Source organism: Paenibacillus sp. FSL M7-1046 (assembly GCF_038007405.1).
GTDB lineage: Bacteria > Bacillota > Bacilli > Paenibacillales > Paenibacillaceae > Paenibacillus_AQ.
In genome coordinates this window covers 78,899-102,322 of the sequence record NZ_JBBOXB010000001.1, presented here as the reverse complement: position 1 = coordinate 102,322, position 23,424 = coordinate 78,899, and the positions used below count along the sequence as shown (strand labels likewise).

Below are 23,424 nucleotides of genomic sequence, written 5' to 3'. Positions count from 1 at the left end.
TTTTTAAAATATAGAATCTATATGCTTCACGTTATAAATTATCCTTCTATTTCTCGCTGAAACGGATACCGTCCTTTTGAGGACGGCGAAGTCGTTTCCACTTGTGCCAAGTATGTTTATTTTCTTTGTAAAAAAGGCCCATGCGGTTATGCGCATGGGCCTTTCATTGTTCATTAAGAGGATATCCGGCAGAAAGTTGATCTCTGCAGCTCGCTGACCGCTGCGGCTGCTCAGGGATTACTTCGCTGCAGCTTCCCACTTGCAGCGGATAGGGGAAACAATCGCATTTTCTTTCTTCAGCTCAGTGAAGGCTTTGTCAATGGCTTTGCGTTCCAGTCCCGACAGCTTTTCCACTTCACCTGCGCTAAGCGGGTTCGGCGAAGCTTTGATAATATCCAATACCTGTTCTTTAACACTCATGTTTTCCACTTCCTCGTTTGATTTTTGTGTATCACATTAGTTTTGCTATATAGATTGAATTTAAGATTTTCCCATTAGGCGAGGACGTAACTACGGTGAATATTTGGACTTCCGGCCGCTGTTGTCGTAAGAATTTCTTGATTTAACCCGCTATATGCGGTGGAAATCCGGTGACTGGTTATGCTTCCGAAGCGAGCTTTCCTATGGAAAGCTTTCAGGCGGTCGCTATCGCTCCTACAGTTCCAAAATTCCCCTCCGCTACTTGCCCTTTTGTGTAGTTTTTAAGTTCATTCTATATAGATTAGTAGTATAGGAAAACATGAGCAATAATGCAGTGATATTTTTGGGGGAATAAAAAAAGTAGGCGAGAAAAGGGATTTACATATACAACCAAAAGTGATATCATAATCATATCAAATACATATCTAATGGAGGTATCTTTATGAAAGAGAAAACACTGCGCCCGGTCAGCGGTTTCTGGGTTATCGCTTTAATTGTCATTTGTTTAGGCGGAGGCATTTACGGTGCGTCTCAGGAGTATGTGGCAGTACCGCTCATCCTGTTCGCTCTAGCTGCTGTGCTGTGTACGAGTATTACAGTAGTTCAGCCTAACAAGTCAGTGGTAGTGACCTTCTTCGGACAATATGTCGGAACCATTTCAAGCAGCGGTTTATGGGCGGTTATCCCGTTCAGCATTCGCAAGACGGTATCGCTTCGCGTACGCAACTTCAACAGCGTCAAGCTGAAGGTGAATGATGTGGAAGGCAATCCGATCGAGATTGCCGCTGTCATTGTGTTTAAAGTGATCAATTCGGCCAAGGCGTTGTTTGATGTAGATAAATATATGGCTTTTGTGGAAATCCAGAGTGAGACGGCTCTGCGGCATGTAGCAAGCAAGTATCCCTATGACAATTTCAACGAGTCAGGAATGTCACTGCGTGCCAATGCGGATGAAATTGCCAAGGAGCTGGCAACCGAATTGCAGGAGAGATTGTCCTTATCCGGTGTAGAGGTCATTGAAGCCCGGCTGACTCATCTGGCCTATTCTACGGAGATTGCCAGCACGATGCTCCAGCGCCAACAGGCATCCGCTATTCTGTCTGCCCGCCAGATAATAGTGGAAGGCGCAGTTGGAATGGTGGATTTGGCCATCCGCCAGCTTAAAGAGAGCGGAGTCGTTGAGCTTGATGAAGAGCGCAAAGCGGCGATGATCAACAATCTAATGGTAGCGATTGTGTCGGAGCGCGGAGCGAGTCCGGTCATTAACGCCGGCTCGTTGTACTAGAGGCGGTTCATCATGGCGGCCAAAAAAAGCTTTCCGCTGCGGATCGATCCTGAGCTCCATGAGGCACTGGAACGTTGGGCGGCAGAGGAATTCCGCAGCGTAAACGGACATATTGAGTATCTGCTGCGTGAGTCTTTGAAGCGTTCGGGCCGCTTGCCGGGAAGTAAACGCCGGGAAGAATAATACAGCTTGCGGAAGTTCGGGCAGGCTACAGGCTTGACGGAAGGTGAGGACAGATTTATAATTACTCCATAATTCACGTTATCAGCTCCGACAAAGACATGGACCGTTAGCTCAGGACCGCTTCAGAGAGAGGAAACAAGGCTGCAAGTTCCTCCGGTATCCGGCTTCCGATTTACCCCTTTGTAGCTGCGGTTATGAACTCCCGAATGCTGCTTGTTGAAGACAGCCGCTGCGGGACAGTAAGAACCGCCGGTTCATGGCCGTTATTCCCATGCTGACGAAGGATGTAATCCCGTAAATGGCTGCTTTTAATTTAAGGTAGTTAGCCGGGAGGAATCGAATTTGGGTGGAACCACGGGTGCAATCACTCGTCCCTTTGCGGGACGGGTGTTTTTTGTGTGCGTGGATCATTCCGTTCCGAAGTAAATGCTAACAAAACTTTTAGGAGGAACAATAATGTCAGTAAGTATCAAGCTACCGGACGGCTCAGTCCGGGAATACGCCGATGGCAGCAGCATCGATGATGTGGCCGCCTCCATTAGCAGCGGACTCCGCAAGAATGCCGCAGCGGGCAAAATGAACGGGATTGTCGTAGATTTGTCGACTCCACTGCAGGAAGACGCGCTGGTGGAAATTGTAACGCTGGATTCGCCGGAAGGCCTTGAAGTTATGCGCCACAGTACAGCCCACTTGATGGCCCAGGCGGTCAGACGCCTATTCGGCACAAAGGAAGTCAAGCTGGGAGTAGGTCCGGTAATTGAGGATGGCTTCTATTATGATATGGATCTGGAGCATCCGCTGAATCCTGAGGATCTGCTGAAGATTGAGAAGGAAATGGATCGCATCGTTTCCGAGAATCTGCCGATTGTACGCAAAGAGGTTAGCCGCAAGGAAGCGCTGGATCGCTTTGGCGAGCTGGGCGATCCTTACAAGCTGGAGCTGATCGAAGCGCTGCCTGAGGATAGCGTGATTACTATTTATGAGCAGGGTGAATTCTTTGACCTGTGCCGCGGCCCGCATCTGCCGTCTACTGCCAAGATCAAAGTGTTCAAGCTGATGAATGTGGCCGGTGCTTACTGGCGCGGGGACAGCAAGAACAAAATGCTTCAGCGCGTATACGGCACAGCCTGGCTTAAGAAAGCACAGCTGGACGAGCATCTGCATCTTCTGGAGGAAGCTAAGAAACGTGACCACCGCAAGCTGGGCAAGGAGCTGGAGATCTTTACATTCAACCAGCTGGTTGGACAAGGCCTGCCGATCTGGCTGCCGAAGGGCGCCAAGCTGCGCAGCATTCTGGAGCGTTATATTGTGGATCTGGAAGCCAGCCTTGGCTATCAGCATGTGTACACTCCGGTGCTGGGCAACGTAGAACTCTACAAAACTTCCGGCCACTGGGAGCATTATCAGGAAGATATGTTCCCTAAGATGACAATTGACAACGAAGAATTTGTGCTTCGTCCGATGAACTGCCCGCATCACATGATGATCTATAAGAGCTCGATGCACAGCTACCGTGATCTGCCGATCCGTATTGCCGAGCTTGGCATTCAGCACCGTTACGAAATGTCCGGCGCATTGACCGGTCTGCACCGTGTACGCTCCATGACCTTGAATGACTCTCATATTTTCTGCCGCCTGGATCAGATCAAGAGCGAGTTCACACGCGTGCTTGAGCTGATCAAGCAGGTGTACAGCGATTTCGGGATTTCCGATTACCGGTTCCGGTTGTCCTACCGTGATCCTAAGGATACCGAGAAATATTTCCCTAACGATGAAATGTGGGAGACTGCTCAGCGGATGCTGCGCGAGGTTGTTGAAGAAGCGGGCCTGCCGTTCTTCGAAGCAGAGGGCGAAGCCGCCTTCTACGGTCCGAAGCTGGACGTTCAGATCAAAACAGTTCTGGGCAAGGAAGAAACATTGTCCACTGTGCAAATCGACTTCCTGCTGCCGGAACGCTTTGAGCTTGAATATGTAGGCGATGATGGTCAGAAACATCGTCCGGTTGTGCTTCACCGCGGAATTCTCGGCACCATGGAGCGTTTCGTAGCGTTCCTTCTGGAGAATTTTGCCGGTTCGCTGCCGCTGTGGCTTTCCCCGCAGCAAGTGAAGATTATTCCGGTATCCTCTGCTTTTGACGAATATGCCAAAGAAGTGGAAGCGAAGCTGCTAAAGAGCGGCATCCGGGCTGAAGTGGATCTGCGCAACGAGAAGATGGGCTATAAGATCCGTGAAGCCCAGCTGGAAAAACTTCCTTATATGTTCGTCGTGGGAGAGAACGAGATGAACGCGGGATCTGTCTCCATCCGCAAACGCGGTGAAGGCGATATCGGCGCTCAGCCGCTGCAGGAAGTTATTGATTCCCTTGCCAAAGAGATCGCCGAGCGTGTAATTTAGTCACCTGATATGAACCTCTGTCATAGGCCCCATGAAGCCGAACCCTGGTGCTTCATGTATAAAATTTTGTGAAACGGGAAACCTTCGCTAATAGGGGGAGGTTTAACAAATGAACAAAATGGGCTTATATCAGAGGTTTTGGTGTCTATTCGTTACCATCGTGCTTATGCTGGCTGCTGCGGATATCTATCCGGATTATGGACGCAAGTCGGTTGAGGCGAGCGGGACGGGAGACACTGCCAATTCGCTAAACGTCCGTACAACGGAGTCAGAGGCTTCTCAAAATACAAAGGATTCAGCTGTTTTTACAAGTGTTCGCAATACCAAGCCGTCAGAGATGCCGGCTACCGGCCGCGTGATCCTGCATTCCCAGGAGACGATCTCCAGCGGAGCATCCTCACTCGGCGGCGCCTCAAGATCAACACGTCCTGCCGCAATACAGGCGCCTCAGCCTGTGGAAGGAACGGAGGGCCGCAAGAAGACCAATGCTGCTTCCAAGCTGCCGGCCACCGTGCCTGTATCCGCACCGGCGCCGGAGCAGATCATCACTTCGCTGAAGGTCATGGCAACCGGCTATACGGCCGGATTTGAGTCTACAGGCAAAACCTCGAAGCATCCGCAATACGGGATCACGTATTCAGGTGTCAAGGTGCGCAGGGACAAAAATGCCGTCTCCACCATCGCAGCGGACCCGAAGGTTCTGCCGCTGGGCAGCATCCTTTATATTCCGGGTTATGGCTACGCTGTTGTTGCAGATACCGGATCGGCGATTAAAGGACGGAAGATTGACTTATATTTTTCCACTACCAAGCAGGTGTATAAGGAGTGGGGCAAAAAAACAGTTGTGGTCCAGCTCATCAAACGCGGTAACGGGAAATGCACGGAGAGCATGCTGAAGAGTCTCAGCCGGGCGATCCAGACATACAAGACCGTTCCGCAAGACCTGCTGGAGGAAATCGTTTAAACGCAATTACGGACGTTAGGCAGTTTGAATTCTTTTTCACTTGGGTATGCATAATACAGCCCTTCACTTCCCATAATACGGACTGGGGCAAAACACTTGCCTCTTCCGAAAAGGGAGGTGAATTCCGTGGCTAAAAAACCAAAGGTACAAGAAAACTACAAAACACCGAATGAAAAATACAATGCTGAGTTTGCTGTCGAGAATGACGGCGCAACAAAGCAAAGCAACACGTTGTCCAAACCGGCCCAAAAACCGCAGCAGTAATGCGGTGATGGACTCTGGGTTACATCTAAAAGCAATAAAACAGGCTGTCCCGATCACGCTCATATTGAGCTGAGGGGCAGCTTTTTTTTTGCGGCTTTAAAGAGTAGCCATTGAAATAATCGATGAAATTTCTTACTATTAATACCAATGGACTCGGTCCAGAGACTGAGGCTTATTTACTTCTCGCGCCGCTGTTCCCCGCACCAGTATTCCTGTAGACTAAGGCTATAAGAAACGGATCACATGATTGCTATAACAACTAAAGGGGAAATGGATTATGAAAAGAAGGTTCACCAGCCAGGTACTTGGTGGTCTGATCCTGATTGGACTCGGCGCGGTGTTCCTGCTGAGGCAGATGGGTTATACCGATTTCAGCATAGGATCACTAATTTCTGACTACTGGCCGGTTATTCTCATTTATATGGGTGTGCAGCGTTTACTATCCACCGACGACCATCAATCAAAATTTTCATCAGCGCTTGGCGGATTTTTCTTTCTGGCGCTTGGGGTCTTTTTCCTGGGCCGCAACTTGGACTGGTTCGATGTTTCAGCAGGCGACTTTTTTAAATTGCTGATACCCGTCATGCTGATCGGCGGAGGACTGTTTGTGATCTTCAAGCCGCGTAATGCTACACCACCGGTACCTCCCGTACCGCCAGCACCACCAGCACCGCCAAGCTTCTACCCGCCGGGCCAGGGTTCACCGGATGCCCCGCCTCCAAAACCGCTGGAATCGACGCTGGATGAGCAGTTTGAGCAGAAGTTCGGCAAACCTGCCGGAGAGCGTGACTGGAATGAATATTTAAATAAAGATAGTAATGAAGAAGAGATTGACCCTAAAGATGGCCGTTTTCAATCGGCTGCGGAATCGCGCTGGCAGGAGAACCGGGAACGTCATGAACGCAGACGGCAGGAGCGCCAGGACCGGCATGCCCGCAGACACGGCGAGTGGCATGAGGAGTTTCACCAGACAGAGGATCATAAGGAAACGACGAACCGGTCTGCTTTTATCGGAGATGTCCATATGGGACGCGAGCATTTTCAATTGAAGCATACCAACGTTTCGCAATTTATCGGTGACACGGTGCTGGACCTGACCAATGCGCAAATTCCTTACGGGGAGACGAAGATTAATATTTCCGCGTTTGTCGGCGACATCAAAGTGTATATTCCGGATGATATGAATCTTGGGGTTTCTGTGACCAGCAGTTCCTTTATTGGTGACATGCAGGTGCTGGAACAGTCGCGCAGCGGGTTTATGAGCAATGTGCAGTGCAAGACACCGTATTACAAGGAAGCAGGCAAAAAGGTCCGTATTAACGTGAGTGCTTTCATCGGTGACATTAAAGTCAAAACGGTAGGTTAAGGATGGGGACGATCTTTAGCAATACCAAATGGATGCTGCTTGTTTACTTCCTGCTCAGCGGAGGTTTGGCTGCCGGACTTGTGTATGCCGGAACTTGCTTGGGCTATATCGAAGTTGTGGATTACCGCATGTGGGTGTACCTGTGTGTTGGGATTGTATTGTTCACCGTGGTTATCGGCTATGTGGCGGGACAGCGGATTCAGCGCCGGATCGATCATCTGGATCTGAACATGCTGCAGGTGGCCAAAGGCAATCTGTCTGTACGGATGCCTGAGAGTGATGATCAGTCCTTTGCGCGGGTCTACCATGAATTCAACATTATGATGGACACCGTGGAGAACAAGATGCAATTACTGCAGCGGCTTGGGGAACAGGAAGTGATTGAAAAAGAAAAGGCGGCGGAGAGCGCGGTACTGGAAGAGCGGAGGCGAATGGCCCGGGATCTGCATGATACGGTGAGCCAGCAGCTTTTTGCGATTCATATGTCCGCTTCTTCGCTGCCTAAAGTTCTGGAACGCAATGAAGAGCAGGGCCAGATAGTGATGAACCAGTTAATTACGATGTCCCAAATGGCACAAAAGCAGATGAGAGCGCTGATTGCACAGCTGCGTCCGGTGGAACTGGAAGGCCGTAATCTGTTTGAAGCGCTGGAGAAATGGTTTCCGGACTATTGCCGCCAGAATGGGCTTAAAGGCGTGAAGGAGCTTGAACTGCAGGGCGAATTGTCGGAAGCGATCGAGCATCAGCTGTTCCTGATTATTCAGGAGTCGATGGCCAATATCGTCAAACATGCAGGAGCAAGGGTGGTCAGCCTGTCGTTGCGCGAAGTGCCGAGGCAGGTCGTACTGAGCATCAGCGATGACGGTCAGGGCTTTGAGCATGTGCAGCACAAGCAGGGGTCCTACGGGCTCACCACGATGCGCGAGCGTGCGGAAAAGCTTGGCGGCCAAGTGGAAATTATCAGCCGCAAGGGAGCGGGAACGACGATCCGCGTACATATTCCAAAGTTTGTGCAGGGCTATCAGGAACAGGGGGAATAAAACATGAGTCTTATAAAAGTGCTGCTTGTGGATGATCATGATATGGTGCGGATGGGGCTCAAAACGTATCTGATGCTGGAGCCCAGTTTTGAGGTTATCGGCGAAGCGGCGAATGGCCAGGAAGCGCTGGAAATGCTGAAGGCCGGCGGACAGGACGGTCTGCCTGATCTTGTGCTGATGGATCTGATGATGCCGGTGATGAACGGTGCTGAAACGACGAGGGCCGTCCTAGCCGAATTCCCCGGGCTTAAAATTGTCATCCTGACCAGTTTCCTGGAAGATGATCTGGTCGTAGACGCCATTGAAGCCGGAGCTGTCAGCTACGTGCTCAAAACTGTCTCGGCCGAGGAGTTGATCTACGCGCTGCAAGGAGCGTACCGCGGCATGCCGGTCATGACCGGCGATGTCTCACAAGCGCTGACCCGCGGCATCCGCCAGCGGACCGTACAGGGGGATTCCTCCGGCCTAACCGAGCGTGAGAAGGAAGTGCTGCTGCTTATTGCCGAAGGCAAAACCAACAAGGACATCGGCGAGGAGCTGCATATCAGCATCAAGACGGTGAAGACACATGTCAGCAACCTGCTGATGAAATGCGAACTGGACGACCGCACACAGCTGGCGATTTACGCCCACCGCAAGGGCTGGGCGCAGGGATAAAGGAAATGGATTCAATACAAATGGTTTTATAGGAATCTATCAGTAAATAGGACCTGACTATTTACTGGATGGTAGAATGAATGAAGCTTGATCATAATAAGATGTTGTTAAGGGCCGGCGCGGCAATGTGTGCGCGGGCCTTTTTGTTTTTTTAATATCCTGAAGTAACAAATACAACAGCTTTGGTTGTTATTCCTCTGCTACGATGTCTGAACCCTATTATCTTTTATCTCCGCTTAAATTGTTTTTAATGTGACCTTAAGGTTTAAAGTACAAAATAAGAACAAGAGAACAACACAATACTCCTTGTCGAACAGGCAAGGCACGGGAGGAACGTAAACATGGACGATAACAAAAACAACTTCAATCGTGATAATGAACCTTCACCGGATCGGGAATGGGATAATGCTAAGAACAATGACAGCAGCAATAATAACCAATCAACCGATTCAGGATCCTCATACTACTATTCCTATGGACCTTTTAAATCTTTGAACAAAGACGAGATGAATCCGGATGAAGTACAGCATTACAACCGGATGGAGTCGGAGCGGGTAGAGGTCACTCCTCCGCAGCCGATCAAACCGGCCCCTTACAGCACCTCACTTCGCACTACCGGAAATGACGGCGGTGGACGTGGCGGCAATGGCGGCAACGGTTCGGATGGCGGCAACGGCTGGCAGTATAACCGCAAGCCCCAGAGACCGGTAAAAACCGCCTTGATTTCTTTCCTCGCCGGGATGGTCGTGCTGTCAGGCTCGATGTTCATGGCAGACCGCGGTAACTGGTTCACAGGTGGTGATCAGGCGGCAACAGCTACAGTGGCCAGCCCGGCAGCCAAGACGGCAGTCGGCAATGCCAATATTACTCCTTCGACGTCCACCACGGCACTTGTTACCGGATCAGGTGATGTGTCGAGTGTAGTAGATGGAGTTGGACCGGCGGTCGTCAAAATCGAGACCTTGGTCAAAACGGGCTCCGGCAGAAGCTCAACCAATCCAAACACGAGCGATCCGTTCTCACAATTTTTCTTCGGTGATCAATTCGGAGGCAGTGGATCCTCCGGGACGGACCAGAATTCCCAGTCAGAACCAGAGTCGGATTCATCCCAGCTAACTCCTTACGGTATTGGAACAGGCTTCATTTATGATTCGAGCGGATATATACTGACTAACCAGCATGTTGTTGATAATGCAGATGTTATTCAAGTAACTGTTGATGGAACCACCAAGCCTTATGAGGCGAAGCTGCTCGGCGCCAGCAAAGATCTGGATTTAGCAGTGCTGAAGATCGAAGGGGCAGACTTCCCTACAGTGGCTCTTGGAGATTCCGACAGCATCAAGGTAGGCTCTGAAGTTGTCGCGATCGGCAACCCGCAAGGTTTCGATCATACAGTCACTGCTGGTGTGCTGAGTGCGAAGGACCGCAGCATTGATATTAACGAAGAAGACGGCAGCGGGACACGCAATTACAAAAACCTGCTTCAAACCGATGCATCGATCAACCCTGGTAACTCCGGCGGACCGCTGCTTAACATGAATGGCCAGGTCATCGGAATGAATGTTGCCGTAAGCACGCAGTCTCAAGGTATCGGGTTTGCCATTGCGGTCAACACCATCAAAGAGGTAGTAGACAAACTTGAAGCCAACCAGGAAATTCCGAAAGAACCTGTTCCGTTTATCGGTGCCTCGCTCATGACCATTACAGATGAAGTGGCGAAACAAATGGGTACTGACATCAAAGAAGGATCTGTAGTTGCTGAGATTGTCTTTAAATCACCGGCTTATTCCGCCGACCTGCGTCCTTATGACATCATTACAGGTGTGAACGGAACGAAATATGCAACCAGCCAGGATCTGATTACTTATATTCAATCCTTGAAGGTTGGAGACAAGGTCACAATGAATGTGGTCCGTGACGGCAAAACGCTGGAGCTTCCGGTTACCATCGGCAACAAAAATGATTTTGACACCACCCAAACTCAGAAGCAGTAAATACACCGGACGGTAAAGTGAACAGCGGAAGGGGGAACCCTTCCGTTTTTGCTGCACAGGGCGCTGGGCCGCACATTCATGCTACAATAGAGATAAACGATTTAGACAATGGGGGCTGCTTGATGCGACCGAATATTCTAATTATTGATGACGATGAAAAAATTATTTCCATGCTGCGCCGTGGTCTTGCCTTTGAGGGTTATGATGTTAAAACTGCGGCTAATGGGGCCGACGGACTGCGTGCTGTTCTGAACAGTGATCCTGATGTAGTCATACTCGATGTGATGATGCCGCAGGTAGACGGCTTTGAGGTCTGCCGCCGTTTGCGGGAAGGCGGAAGCAGTGTGCCTGTACTGATGCTGACAGCCAAGGATGAAATCGAACACCGGGTCAAAGGGCTGGATCTCGGAGCAGATGATTATCTGGTGAAGCCTTTTGCGCTGGAGGAGCTGCTGGCCCGGGTGCGCGCACTGCTTCGCCGCAAGAGCGAGCAGGGAGGCGGCGCAGAACAGGCAGTGTCGTATGAGGATATTACGCTGGATGTGGACTCGCGTGAAGTCACTCGCGCCGGCAAACGTCTGGAGCTGACGGCCAAGGAGTTTGAACTGCTGCATTTGTTCATGCAGAATCCGAAGCGCGTATTGTCCCGCGACCTGATTATGGATAAAATTTGGGGCTATGATTACAGCGGGGAGTCCAATGTGCTTGAGGTCTATATTGCCATGCTGCGCCAGAAGACGGAGGAGCACGGCGGCAAACGTTTGATCCAGACGATCCGGGGAGCCGGTTACATTCTAAGAGGTGACAATTAAACATGTCTATTAAATTGCGGCTGACAGCCTGGTATTCAGGAATTTTGGCCGTTATGCTGCTGGCTTTATCAGCCGCAATTTACGGTTTTGTCTATTTTAATACGTATGGTGATTTGAAGGACCGGCTTAAACTGCAGGCACAGCAGGTTCAACCCGACATGGGCTTGAACAATGACGGTACTTTGGGGCCGGTGCTTAGAGGACCTGCAGGACAAAGTTTATTTGCCCAAGTGTATATTTATGACCTGGAAAAGCTGATTCTCAGCACGAACATGACACAGATCAATCTGGAATTCAAATTCCCCGCGAAAGAAAATATCCAGAAGCAGCAAGGATTCTCTCAGTCCTATTATGGCGGGAATCCCTTTCTGATCTACCAGCAGGCAGTTGATGTTGCTACTAGCAGCGGCAATCATGCAGGTGTACTTCAGGTTGCAGTATATATTGGGGAACAAGTGACAATGCTGACCCGGCTCAAGAACATCCTGCTCGTCGGCTCCTTTGCCACGCTGATCGCAGCCTTCACCTTCGGCCTGTTCCTGGCCCGTAAATCTATGAGCCCGATCGGCATGGTCATTGAAGCTGCGAACGGAATTCAGACGGGAACCGATCTGAGCTCCCGGATTGAATATGACGGTCCGCCGGATGAAATCGGGCGGCTGATTGAAACGGTCAACAGCATGCTGGGGCGGATGGAGGATTTCTATAAGGACCTTGAGGATTCGTATGCAACCCAGCGCCGGTTTGTATCCGATGCCTCGCATGAGCTGCGTACTCCGCTTACCACGATTCGCGGGAACATCGACCTGCTGCAAAAAATATGGGAGATGGAGCCGGGCGAGAGCAGAATGAGCGAGGCGGAAATCCGCCAGCTCTCTATTGAGTCGGTGAAGGATATTGCCGATGAATCGCAGCGCATGAGCCGGCTGGTCGCAGATATGCTCTCGCTGGCACGCTCCGATACCGGGCGGACCTTTGATAAGGAGCCGGTAGCGCTCGAGCCGATGATGACTGAGGTCGCCCGCCGGGCGTCCTTCCTGCCGCGGCAGGCGGAATGGTCTGTAGGGGCTATGGGGCATCTGAACGGCAAATATATTGTCGGCAACAAGGATTATCTGCAGCAGATGTTATTCATTTTTATCGATAATGCCTTCAAGTACACACCTTCCGGTGTTGTGACGCTGGACGCTGTCTTTTATCAGAGCCAGGTGGGGATCCGCATCACGGATACCGGAATCGGGATGGACAAGGATGAGGTGCCGCATATCTTTGACCGGTTCTACCGGGCCGATGAGTCGCGGGGAATTACGGAAGGAATTGGTCTCGGGCTGTCCATCGCCAAGTGGATTATTGATGAGCATGGCGGTTCAGTGGAGGTCGTTACCCGCCAGGGCGAGGGGACTACTTTTGTCATCTGGCTGCCCCTTCTCTTTGCTCCGCCGCTGGAATAGGGTATAATTAGGCAGGTCCTATTACAGCCGTCATTGACAGCAGAAAGCCGGTGAATTCATGGAAGTTATCAAAATATCTCCCCGGGGCTATTGCTACGGTGTCGTCGACGCCATGGTAATGGCACGGCAGGCCGCACAAAATCTTGATCTGCCCCGGCCGATTTATATACTGGGCATGATTGTTCATAATAGTCATGTTACCAATTCTTTTGAGGATGACGGAATTATTACTCTAGACGGCCATAACCGTCTGGATATTCTCGATAAAGTCGACAGTGGTACCGTTATCTTCACCGCACACGGCGTTTCGCCGGAGGTGCGCAAGATGGCCCGCGCCAAGGGGCTGACGACCGTAGATGCCACCTGCCCCGATGTAACCAAAACGCATGACCTCATCAAGGAGAAGGCAGAGGAAGGCTACGAGATTATTTATATTGGCAAGAAGGGCCATCCGGAGCCGGAAGGCGCTGTTGGCATTGCCCCGGAGCATGTCCACCTGATTGAGAAGGAAGAGGAGATTGCAGGGTTGTCTGTGCCTTCTTCCCGTATCGTTATTACGAACCAGACCACGATGAGCCAGTGGGATATTAAAAATATCATGAAAAAGCTGCTGGAGAAGTTCCCCGGCGCTGAGGTGCATAACGAGATCTGTATGGCTACCCAGGTACGGCAGGAGGCTGTAGCAGAGCAGGCCGGTCAATGTGATCTGGTCATCGTCGTTGGCGACCCTAGAAGCAACAACTCCAACCGTCTGGCACAGGTGTCAGAAGAGATCGCAGGCGTGCCTGCCCATCGTATTTCCGACGTGTCGGAACTGAATACAGAGTGGCTTAAGGGAGTGTCCAAGGTAGGGGTAACGTCCGGCGCTTCGACGCCTACACCGATTACGAAGGAAGTTATCAGTTACCTGGAGCAGTATGATCCGGCGCTTCCGGAGACATGGGAAATCAAACGTACGGTGAATATGGCGAAGCTGCTGCCTCCGGTGAAGAACAAGACTGCGAGCGCTACCTAAGGTTTGTCCCGGCATTTGAACTTATAAATTAGGTAAATATGAAGCACACAGATTCCGGCAGCGGAGCCTGTGTGCTCTTTATTATTGGAAGGAAAGCCCTTTCATTATTCCATACTATACCAAGCGAAGTTCCAGTGTGCACCAGATATATAGCTTCATGAATACTAATAAATGGTAACTAGTGCAGCTGGAACCGTAATTGAAGGTTGACGAAAAGAACAAAATGCGGTAAAATTACTTTAGCGCTTAAAAGCGAACACGCGTCGTAGCGTGATAGTATCGTGTTTTTTGTAAGGTAACATTTACTAAATAATTGCCTAAAAGGGGAGCTATAATATGATCGTTATTACATCCAATCAAACACCGCAGGAGCAGGTAAATGATATTATTTCCGTTATCGAAAAGGAAGGGCTGCAGGTTCATCTCTCCCGGGGGGCGGATCATACGGTTATCGGCCTGATCGGTGGTGTCACACCGAAGCTTGCCGAGCATTTGCGCCAGATGAAAGGTGTGGAGAACGTAGTGAAAATCTCCAAATCCTATAAGTTAGCGAGCCGTGATTTCCATCCGGAGGATACGATTATCGATATCCGCGGCGTGAAGATCGGCGGGGAAAATCTTGTTATTATGGGTGGGCCTTGTGCCGTTGAATCCCCGGAGCAGATTGACGAAATCGCCCGGCTGGTGAAAGCTTCCGGTGGCCAAGTATTGCGTGGAGGTGCGTTCAAGCCGCGTACCGGACCTTACAGCTTCCAGGGGGTCGGTGTAGAAGGACTGACTATGATGGCGGAAGCCGGCAAGCGGCATGGTCTGCTGACCATTACCGAGGTAATGACACCGGAGTATGTGGATATTTGTGCGGAGCATGCTGATATACTGCAGGTGGGCACACGCAATATGCAGAATTTCGACCTCTTGCGCAAGCTGGGGACCTGCGGACGTCCGGTATTGCTTAAGCGCGGCTTCAGTGCTACTTACGATGAGCTCCTCAATGCGGCGGAATACATTCTGGCCGGCGGCAACCGTGATGTCATGCTCTGTGAGCGCGGAATCCGCACATTTGAAACCTACACCCGCAATACGCTGGATTTGTCAGCAATTCCGGTGCTTCAGAACCTCAGCCATCTTCCGGTGATTTCTGACCCGAGCCATGGTACAGGACGGCGTGAACTGGTTGCACCGATGGCCAAAGCTTCTGTTGCTGCGGGAGCCAACGGGCTTATTATCGAAATGCATACCGATCCCGACAATTCCATGACAGGCGATGGGGTCCAGTCTCTGTTCCCTGAGCAGTTTGATAACCTGCTGAGAGATCTGGAGAAGCTTGCTCCGCTGGTGGGACGCAAGTTCTCGGAGTCTCTTGAGCCTGCCCCGATTCTTTAGTACAAGAAGCAGAAATCAGCCTTTAGGCCGTCCTCTTCTCCGCTTACGGGCGTAGGGAAGGACGGTTTTTATGTATCGTATTGAATGAATGTGACATAGGAAATAGAGAAAGTTGCTTTTTTCACTAAAGCGTTAGAATATCTTACATTGTCTTCAAAAATACCTGACATAAGCATTGACGATGTTAGGTTTGAGATTTATAATGACGACAGCAAAAAAATTATAAACAAGAACATTTGATACTGTGAGCGGCCTAATGTTCGGAAATTGGGGAGGAATATATTCATGTCGGTTGAAAAAGTGTTGCAGACGATCAAGGAAAACAATATCGAGTGGGTGGATTTTCGTTTTGTAGATTTGGGTGGACGTGCTCACCATATCTCATTGCCAGCATCCGCAGTGGAAGCAGAAACATTTGAAAATGGTGTTGCGTTTGACGGCTCTTCCATCAAAGGATTCCGCGGTATTGAAGAATCTGACATGGTAATGATGCCTGATCCAAGCACTACATATATCGATCCTTTTACAGCTCATCCGACGCTGAACATCATGTGCGATATTTTCACCCCTGATGGTGAACGTTACGAGCGCGACCCTCGTGGTATTGCAGTGAAAGCAGAAGAATTCCTGCAAGCAAGCGGTGTGGGTACAGCAGCTTTCTTCGCACCAGAATCCGAGTTCTTTATCTTCGACGATGTGCGTTATGAGAGCGGAATGAACAGTTCTTCCTACTTTGTAGATTCCGAAGAAGCGGTATGGAATACCAACCGTAAAGACGAAGGCGGGAACCTGGGATTCAAAGTTGGCGTTAAAGGCGGTTATGTTCCAGTAGCGCCAGTGGATTCCCAACAGGATATCCGCAGTGAAATGTGCCGTTTGCTGGCTGAAGCCGGACTTGAAATTGAACGTCATCACCATGAAGTGGCAACTGCAGGCCAAGCGGAAATCAACTTCCGTTTTGATACCTTGAAGAAAACAGCTGATAATCTGCTGACTTACAAATATATTGTGCAAAACACTGCACGCCAATACGGAAAAGTGGCAACATTCATGCCAAAACCGCTGTTCGGCGATAATGGTAGCGGTATGCACGTTCACCAATCTATCTTTAACGGCGACGCTCCTTTGTTCTACGAAAAAGGCGCTTATGCCAACCTGAGTGAGATGGCCTTGCACTATATCGGCGGTATCCTGTATCATGCTCCGGCACTGATCGCGCTGACTAACCCAAGCACTAACTCGTTCAAACGTCTGGTTCCTGGTTATGAAGCACCGGTTAACCTGGTTTACTCCAAAGGAAACCGTTCCGCTGCTGTTCGTATCCCGGTAGCTGCTGTGACACCTAAAGGCTGTCGCATCGAATTCCGTACACCGGATTCCACAGCCAACCCTTACCTGGCATTTTCAGCTATGCTGATGGCCGGTCTGGACGGAATCAAGAAGAAGATCAACCCGGAAGAAATGGGTTACGGTCCTCTGGACAAGAACATCTACGAACTGTCCGATGCAGACAAAGAAAAAATCCGCAGCGTTCCGGGCAGCCTGAGCGAAGCGCTTGATTCTCTGGAAGCTGATTACGAATTCCTTACTGAAGGCGGCGTATTCACTAAAGACTTCATCGATAACTATATCGCTCTGAAACGTTCTGAAGCTCAAGAAGTTGCGATTCGTGTTCATCCGCATGAATACTCCCTGTACTTCGATCTATAAGTTAGCTTAATTTTTGTTAAGAAGCCCCCGGGTATCCCGGGGGCTTCTTTGTGGTCTGTATCTCTTAATCAATGTCTTAAAATTAAAAACAATTCATGAAAATTACGAAAAGTTTCGTTAATATAACATAAATTCACATAATTAGAATGAATACAATATAGAGTTTATATGTAATGTGATTGGTTTAAGGCATTTTTGATAAGAAACCTCAAGATTTCTAGGCCCATTCGAGTGGATTTTATCGAAAATATGAATTATCGAAAATAGTTTCGCTCCAACTATTGTGATTATTATTGATTGATGAAAAGTGATGCCCTACGTGATAAACCTGTTAATTCCTTGATATATCTGACTTTATTCTATGTTTTATTATTAATCGAGTTTACAAGCGGAAATTACTTTACAACGATATCTAACGATGTGATAATAAATACCGAAAGCGGTTTCTGTAAAATGGATAAAAAAGTAACAAAACAATAGGCTATGGAGAGGATGATTGCAGTGGAACAAACGTCTAAGTCAGGTTGGGAATTTACCGGAACAAATGGAGAGTTTAAACTTAAGTATCCCGAAAGAAGCAGTTTTTTATATTTTCCCTTGGTGAATGAGGGAGGGATGATGTCTTCGGTCACTCCGAATCTTCATGGCCAAGCCACTTCAGGGCATAATACATTTCTTACTCCGCCGCTTTCGGTGGAGGATTTGCATAATTCGCGTGCTTCCCGCAATTTCTGGGTATATATTGAGGGTAAAGGCGCCTGGTCGGCAGCGGGAAATTCAGCCAGACAGCATGCACAGGCTTATGAGTCTACTTCTGATGAATCGGAATTGGAAGCAGGACTCCTATGGCATCGGGTAACCCGTGAGAGCCGTGAGCTTGGTATCAAGGCGCAAATCACCAGCATTGTACCCTGCGGCCAAGACAAGGTAGAATTGATGCAGCTAGTGCTTACGAATACCGGAGCGGCTGAGATCATCATAACGCCGACTGCGGCTATTCCGCTGTATGCCCGTTCAGCGGATGATCTGCGTGATCACCGGCATGTGACCTCTCTGCTCAACCGGATTTATATTTCAGCACATGGTGTCGAGGTTCAGCCGGCACTCTCCTTTGATGAGCGGGGCCATCGCGTGAACCATACCTCCTATGGCGTCTTCGGTGTAGAAGGAGAAGGAAGAACTCCTGTGGGCTTCTTCCCGGTGCAGGAGGAATTTATCGGTGAAGGTGGAAGTCTGGATTGGCCTGAGGCTGTTGTGCGGAATTTGGCTCCTCAGACAGGCGGAGAAGGCGTACATAAAGAAGGTTATGAAGCTCTCGGCGGATTGCGTTTTTCCACCGCATCGCTGCTTCCCGGAGAGAGCCGTTCCTATGTGGTGATTCTGGCCATTGAAAGTGAAAGAATTGATATTCCGGGGTTAATGGCCAAATACGGATCCACCGCGGCTTTTGACGTTTTACTGGAAGAAAACAAGGATTTCTGGGCGGACAAGGTGAATACAGTTGAGTTTCATACCGGAGATCATGCTGCTGACCAGTGGATGAAATGGGTAACGCTGCAGCCTGTGCTGCGCAGGTTGTACGGCAACTCTTTCCTTCCTTATCATGACTACGGAAGAGGCGGGCGCGGCTGGCGCGATCTGTGGCAGGATTGCCTGGCGCTGCTTATTATGGAGCCGGCAGATGTGCGGAGTCTGCTGCTGAATAATTATGCAGGTGTGCGAATCGATGGCAGCAATGCGACCATTATCGGCCAGCAGCCGGGCGAATTTATTGCTGACCGCAACAATATTCCCCGGGTTTGGATGGATCATGGGGCCTGGCCGTTCCTGACCACTATGCTGTACCTGGACCAGAGCGGGGATCTGGATTTTCTGCTGCAGGAGCAAAGCTATTTCCGCGACTCCTTCATGAGCCGGTGCCGGGAACGCGACGCCTCCTGGGACGCTGCGGGGGGAAGCCATCTGCAGACCTCAACCGGAGAGACCTACAAGGGGACGATTCTGGAGCATATTCTGCTGCAGAATCTGGTTCCGTTCTTCAATGTGGGGGAGCATAACAATATTCTTCTGGAGGGCGCAGACTGGAATGACGGGCTGGATATGGCGGCCCAGCGGGGAGAAAGTGTGACCTTCACCGCCTTCTATGGCAGCAACCTGTATGATCTGTCCGTGCTGCTGCGCACTCTTCAGGAACGTACCGGGCTAGAGTCGCTGGAGCTGGCGGAAGAGATGACGCTGCTGCTGGATACACTGGAGAAATCGCTGAACTATGAGTCTATAATAGCCAAGCGGGAACAGCTGAACCTTTACTACGCCGCTGCGCCTAACAAAGTAAGCGGAGTCAAGGTAACTCTGCCAATAGCGAAAGTGGCAGATGATCTGGCGAAAAAGGCAGAATGGATATTTAATCACTTGCGCCGGAATGAGTGGGTGCAAAGTGATCATGGCGACGGCTGGTTCAACGGTTATTATAATAATGACGGAGACCGTGTCGAAGGCGAACATGCCGAAGGTGTACGCATGACACTGACAGGCCAGGTATTCCCGCTGCTCGGCCATGCAGCAGCGCCAGAGCAGATTCCGCATATCGTCGCAGCGGTAGAACGCAACCTGCTGGACGACAATATCGGATACCGGCTGAATACCAATTTTGGCGGCATCCAGCAGAATCTGGGCCGTGCTTTTGGTTTTGCCTTTGGTCATAAAGAGAACGGGGCTATGTTCAGCCATATGACTGTGATGTACGGGAACGCGCTGTATAAACGCGGCTTTGTTCAGGAAGGCCGCAAAGTGCTGGATTCACTGTACAAGCTCAGCGCGAATTTCGAGCTCAGCCGGATGTATCCCGGCATTCCCGAATATATCAATGAGCAGGGCAGAGGAATGTACACCTATTTAACCGGTTCAGCGAGCTGGCTGCTGCTGACGATGGTCACAGAGGTGTTTGGGGTCAAGGGCCGGCTCGGCGATTTGCTGCTTCAGCCTAAACTGGTGAAGGAACAGTTCGATGAGCAGGGGAAGGCAACGATTAAGACGATCTTTGCGGAACGCATGCTGGAGGTCGCCTATACGTCCACAGGAAGCAGAGAATACGGGGAGTATGAAATACACTCTGTGTTGCTTAACGGCGCTGAGGTGACGCTTCAGCGCGTCTCAGAGGGTGTTGTGATACCGCGCAGCATACTCCGTGCGCTGCAGGAAGGAGAACTGCATCTCCTGCAGGTGGAGCTGGCCTAACTGCATAAAAGTATACGAAAAGGCGCCTGCTTCGCAGGAAATGCGAATGCAGGCGCTTTTTTCAGCGGTGAAGAGGTTCTGAGAATATTGGTAACAATAATAATAAGCAAAAGAAAGAGGAAGAATAACTTATGGCTTACACTCTCACTAATGGGATACTTACTGTGGAGATTGCTGATACTGGAGCCTATAACGGCACTAGATTTGATTGGACAGGGTTTATTACACAGGTAACCCTGGAGCAGGGTAAACATACGTTTTGCGTTCCGGAAAGCCTCGTGCCCGGGCAGGGTACTGGCGGTTTTGGGCTATGTAATGAATTCGGCATTTCCCGGGCAATTGGCTATGACGATGCAGAAGTTGGAGAATGGTTTCCAAAGCCGGGAGTAGGGCTGCTGCAGAAGCAGGAAGATGCTCCCTATTTTTTTGCCGGAAGTTATCCGCTGATTCCCTTTGAGGTGATTGAAGAACACACTACAGATTCGGTTACCTATTCGGTGCAGCCGATGGAATGCCGGGGGTACAGCATGCTTTTGACCAAGAGGATCTCGCTTGACGAAGAAAGGCTGAATATCTCTTACACTCTGGAGAACAGAGGGTCAAAGGAGCTTCTGACGGAGGAGTACAATCATAATTTTGTTGGAATTAACGGTAAAAATGTCGGATCAGGGTATGAACTGAGATTGCCGGACAATGTCAGGGTAGAGCAGGCGGAATCCATTTATACAGAGGAATTGCTCAGCCGAACCGGAGATAAACTAAGCTGGAAGAATGAGCCGGACCGACCCTTTTACTGTAAGCTGGGAGGCTGGGAAGATGCAGGGGATTCCTTTTATTGGGAAATCACTCATCAGCCAAGCAGAGTTGGGATCAGGGAATACGGAAGTTTCCAGCCGGAACAGATAGCATTGTGGGGCGAGAAGCATGTTATTTCGCCGGAAGTTTTTGCGGACATCAGCATTTTACCGCGTCACAGCAAGGATTGGAGCCGCAGCTATCAGTTTTTCACCATTTAAGCCTGGCGATTATACCTTCTATGTGAATAATTATACTTGATGGTGTGTTAGATTACTGCTATCATAATCTCTATCCATATTCGCAGGAGAGAAAGGGTGGGGGCAATTTTGAGCAAGAGAGCATACAATTTTAATGCAGGTCCGGCGGCGCTGCCGCTTGCAGTATTGGAACGCGCACAAGCGGAGTTTGTCGAATTCCGGGAAAGCGGAATGTCCATTATGGAGATGTCGCACCGTGGGGCGGTATACGAGTCCGTTCATAACGAAGCTCAGGAACGTCTGCTGTCACTCCTTGGCAATCCGCAGGGCTATAAGGTATTGTTCATCCAAGGCGGAGCAAGCACCCAGTTCGCCATGCTTCCGATGAACCTTGTCTCCGAGGGCCAAGTCGGCAGCTATGTTATGACAGGAAGCTGGGCGGATAAAGCCCTCAAGGAAGCCAAATTGGTTGGTGGCGCCCATGTCGCCGCATCCTCAGAGGACAAGAAGTTTCTGGCGATTCCAGAGCTTAGCAGCATCAAGGCAGCGGATAACGCAGCGTATCTGCATGTTACGTCAAATGAAACGATTGAGGGAACACAATATGCGGAGTTTCCGGATTCCGGCTCCATCCCGCTGATTGCAGACATGTCCAGCGACATTCTGAGCCGCTCCTTTGACGTGAATAAATTCGGACTGATTTATGCCGGCGCACAAAAGAATCTCGGACCGTCAGGCGTAACTGTAGTTATCGCCAAAGAAGAGCTGATCGCGAAGTCGCCTTCCAATATCCCGACGATTCTGCGTTACGATACGCATTATAAGAACAACTCACTCTACAATACGCCGCCATCCTTTTCTGTATATATGGTTAATGAAGTGTTAAAATGGATTGGGGAGCAGGGCGGGCTTGCAGGTATCGAAGTCAAGAACCGCGACAAAGCCGGGCTGCTCTATAATCATATTGACGGCAGTGATGGTTTCTACCGCGGAGTTGCGGAACAAGGCAGCCGCTCCATCATGAACGTTACATTCCGGATGCAGTCGGAAGAGCTTGAGAAGCAATTCGTCAAAGCTGCCGAACAAGAAGGTTTTGTCGGTCTTAAGGGCCACCGTAGTGTTGGAGGCTTGCGTGCTTCCATATATAACGCGGTTCCTTATGAGAGCGTTAAGGCGCTTACCGATTTCATGCAGCATTTCCGGCAAACTCAGGGCTAATGTATGAAAGCTTTTGAACCTTCCGCCTGCAGGCGGAAGGTTTTCTGCGTGGCACACCACGCGCCGTGTATGATCTATAAGCGCTGCCCTCACCTTAGAGGAAGTCCTTACTAACACATTATAGGGCTGTTAGAGCCTACAGAGAGGAAGCATTCACACTATGGCACTTCATATTGTGCTGGTAGAACCGGAAATTCCGGCGAATACCGGCAATATCGCCCGCACTTGCGCGGCAACAGGCACGCATCTTCATCTAGTCCGCCCCTTGGGCTTCCGTACAGACGACGCTACGCTGAAACGGGCAGGACTTGATTACTGGCACGCCGTAAATATCGAATATCATGATTCTTTTGGGGAAGTTCTGGAGAAGTATAAGGAAGGCCGGTTTTTCTATGCTACAACCAAGGCCGAGAAGCGCTATACCGATTTTGCCTTTCAGGATGGGGATTTCTTCGTTTTCGGTAAGGAAACCAAGGGTCTGCCAGCCGATATTCTGGAAGCCGGGAAGGAAACGAGAATGCGCATGCCGATGAGTGATGCCGTCAGATCGCTAAATTTGTCAAACTCGGCGGCCATTATTGTCTATGAAGCGCTGCGCCAGCTGGATTTCCCGCAACTTTTCTAAAAACGGACATGAATTTTTATTTATTTCAGCAGGATTCGACAATTAATTAACGAAATAGTTGAGTAGTGCCGAAAAAAGTAGTAGTTACTAATTATTAGTTGAACAGGAGAGGTGTAAGTTAGATATGAAACCTGCTGGCGTTGTTCGGAAAGTAGATCAGCTGGGTAGAATTGTTCTGCCTAAGTCCCTGCGTAAAAGGTATCAAATGAATGAAGGCGACCCGGTAGAAATTCTGGTACAGGGCGACCATATCATTCTGGAGCGTTACCGCCCCAAATGTGTATTCTGCGGATCAATTGAGGGTGTAAGTGAATATAAAGATCGTTATATTTGTGCTGAATGTCTTGGGGAAATGACTCAACTTTCAAGACACGCCTAGAAATTACGCTTTCTCCTGCTGAAAGCAAGCGA

Annotated in this window: 20 protein-coding genes; 19 read left to right on the top strand and 1 reads right to left on the bottom strand. The window is 49.9% G+C overall.

Features of this window, described 5'->3' with window-relative positions; all coding sequences use genetic code 11:
* Positions 1-237 precede the first annotated feature (237 nt).
* A complete protein-coding gene (locus NYE29_RS00355; RefSeq protein ID WP_038588359.1) occupies positions 238-420 on the bottom strand; it encodes a hypothetical protein in 183 nt (60 codons plus the stop codon).
* A 442-nt stretch (positions 421-862) separates the two neighbouring features.
* On the opposite strand from NYE29_RS00355, the gene NYE29_RS00350 reads away from it, so the two are divergent.
* The 19 genes from NYE29_RS00350 (at position 863) to NYE29_RS00260 (ending at position 23,392) form a co-directional block, all read left to right on the top strand.
* On the top strand, positions 863-1,705 hold the full coding sequence (locus NYE29_RS00350; protein ID WP_038588360.1) for an SPFH domain-containing protein: 843 nt from the start codon (positions 863-865) through the stop codon (positions 1,703-1,705).
* A 12-nt stretch (positions 1,706-1,717) separates the two neighbouring features.
* Positions 1,718-1,888 carry a toxin-antitoxin system HicB family antitoxin gene (locus NYE29_RS00345; protein WP_038588362.1) on the top strand — a complete coding sequence of 57 codons (171 nt, stop codon included), beginning with the start codon at positions 1,718-1,720 and terminating at the stop codon, positions 1,886-1,888.
* A gap of 456 nt (positions 1,889-2,344) precedes the next feature.
* Positions 2,345-4,282 carry a threonine--tRNA ligase gene (gene thrS, locus NYE29_RS00340; RefSeq protein WP_076113052.1) on the top strand — a complete coding sequence of 646 codons (1,938 nt, stop codon included), beginning with the start codon at positions 2,345-2,347 and terminating at the stop codon, positions 4,280-4,282.
* Positions 4,283-4,619: 337 nt separating this feature from the next.
* Positions 4,620-5,246: a 3D domain-containing protein gene (locus NYE29_RS00335; protein WP_445322194.1), complete on the top strand. Its 627-nt coding sequence runs from the start codon at positions 4,620-4,622 to the stop codon at positions 5,244-5,246.
* Between the two features lie 126 nt (positions 5,247-5,372).
* Positions 5,373-5,510, top strand: coding sequence for a hypothetical protein (locus NYE29_RS00330; protein ID WP_340893760.1), 138 nt, complete (start codon positions 5,373-5,375; stop codon positions 5,508-5,510).
* 277 nt (positions 5,511-5,787) lie between these two features.
* Entirely contained in the window at positions 5,788-6,876 is a 1,089-nt protein-coding gene (liaF, locus tag NYE29_RS00325) for a cell wall-active antibiotics response protein LiaF (protein WP_076113053.1), read from the top strand.
* A 2-nt stretch (positions 6,877-6,878) separates the two neighbouring features.
* Positions 6,879-7,916 carry a HAMP domain-containing sensor histidine kinase gene (locus NYE29_RS00320; protein ID WP_038588372.1) on the top strand — a complete coding sequence of 346 codons (1,038 nt, stop codon included), beginning with the start codon at positions 6,879-6,881 and terminating at the stop codon, positions 7,914-7,916.
* 3 nt (positions 7,917-7,919) lie between these two features.
* Positions 7,920-8,573 (top strand): response regulator, encoded by a 654-nt coding sequence (locus NYE29_RS00315; protein WP_076113054.1) that lies wholly within the window; start codon positions 7,920-7,922, stop codon positions 8,571-8,573.
* Positions 8,574-8,914: 341 nt separating this feature from the next.
* Positions 8,915-10,567 (top strand): S1C family serine protease, encoded by a 1,653-nt coding sequence (locus tag NYE29_RS00310; protein WP_340893756.1) that lies wholly within the window; start codon positions 8,915-8,917, stop codon positions 10,565-10,567.
* 122 nt (positions 10,568-10,689) lie between these two features.
* Entirely contained in the window at positions 10,690-11,379 is a 690-nt protein-coding gene (locus NYE29_RS00305) for a response regulator transcription factor (protein ID WP_076113056.1), read from the top strand.
* Positions 11,380-11,381: 2 nt separating this feature from the next.
* The gene (locus NYE29_RS00300) at positions 11,382-12,830 is read left to right on the top strand and encodes a sensor histidine kinase (RefSeq protein ID WP_076113057.1); all 1,449 of its coding nucleotides are present in this window, start codon (positions 11,382-11,384) and stop codon (positions 12,828-12,830) included.
* Positions 12,831-12,888: 58 nt separating this feature from the next.
* Positions 12,889-13,845 (top strand): 4-hydroxy-3-methylbut-2-enyl diphosphate reductase, encoded by a 957-nt coding sequence (locus tag NYE29_RS00295; protein WP_038588386.1) that lies wholly within the window; start codon positions 12,889-12,891, stop codon positions 13,843-13,845.
* Positions 13,846-14,181: 336 nt separating this feature from the next.
* Positions 14,182-15,228 (top strand): 3-deoxy-7-phosphoheptulonate synthase, encoded by a 1,047-nt coding sequence (gene aroF, locus NYE29_RS00290; protein ID WP_076113058.1) that lies wholly within the window; start codon positions 14,182-14,184, stop codon positions 15,226-15,228.
* Positions 15,229-15,513: 285 nt separating this feature from the next.
* On the top strand, positions 15,514-16,938 hold the full coding sequence (gene glnA / locus NYE29_RS00285; protein ID WP_038588392.1) for a type I glutamate--ammonia ligase: 1,425 nt from the start codon (positions 15,514-15,516) through the stop codon (positions 16,936-16,938).
* Positions 16,939-17,556: 618 nt separating this feature from the next.
* Positions 17,557-20,175, top strand: a complete 2,619-nt coding sequence (locus tag NYE29_RS00280; protein ID WP_340893750.1) for a GH36-type glycosyl hydrolase domain-containing protein — start codon at positions 17,557-17,559, stop codon at positions 20,173-20,175.
* Between the two features lie 131 nt (positions 20,176-20,306).
* Positions 20,307-21,191 (top strand): hypothetical protein, encoded by an 885-nt coding sequence (locus NYE29_RS00275; RefSeq protein WP_340893749.1) that lies wholly within the window; start codon positions 20,307-20,309, stop codon positions 21,189-21,191.
* A 105-nt stretch (positions 21,192-21,296) separates the two neighbouring features.
* The gene (serC, locus tag NYE29_RS00270; protein ID WP_038599110.1) at positions 21,297-22,388 is read left to right on the top strand and encodes a 3-phosphoserine/phosphohydroxythreonine transaminase; all 1,092 of its coding nucleotides are present in this window, start codon (positions 21,297-21,299) and stop codon (positions 22,386-22,388) included.
* A 160-nt stretch (positions 22,389-22,548) separates the two neighbouring features.
* On the top strand, positions 22,549-23,013 hold the full coding sequence (gene trmL, locus NYE29_RS00265; protein WP_076113061.1) for a tRNA (uridine(34)/cytosine(34)/5-carboxymethylaminomethyluridine(34)-2'-O)-methyltransferase TrmL: 465 nt from the start codon (positions 22,549-22,551) through the stop codon (positions 23,011-23,013).
* Positions 23,014-23,137: 124 nt separating this feature from the next.
* Positions 23,138-23,392: an AbrB/MazE/SpoVT family DNA-binding domain-containing protein gene (locus tag NYE29_RS00260; protein WP_038588405.1), complete on the top strand. Its 255-nt coding sequence runs from the start codon at positions 23,138-23,140 to the stop codon at positions 23,390-23,392.
* The last annotated feature ends 32 nt before the right edge of the window (positions 23,393-23,424 follow it).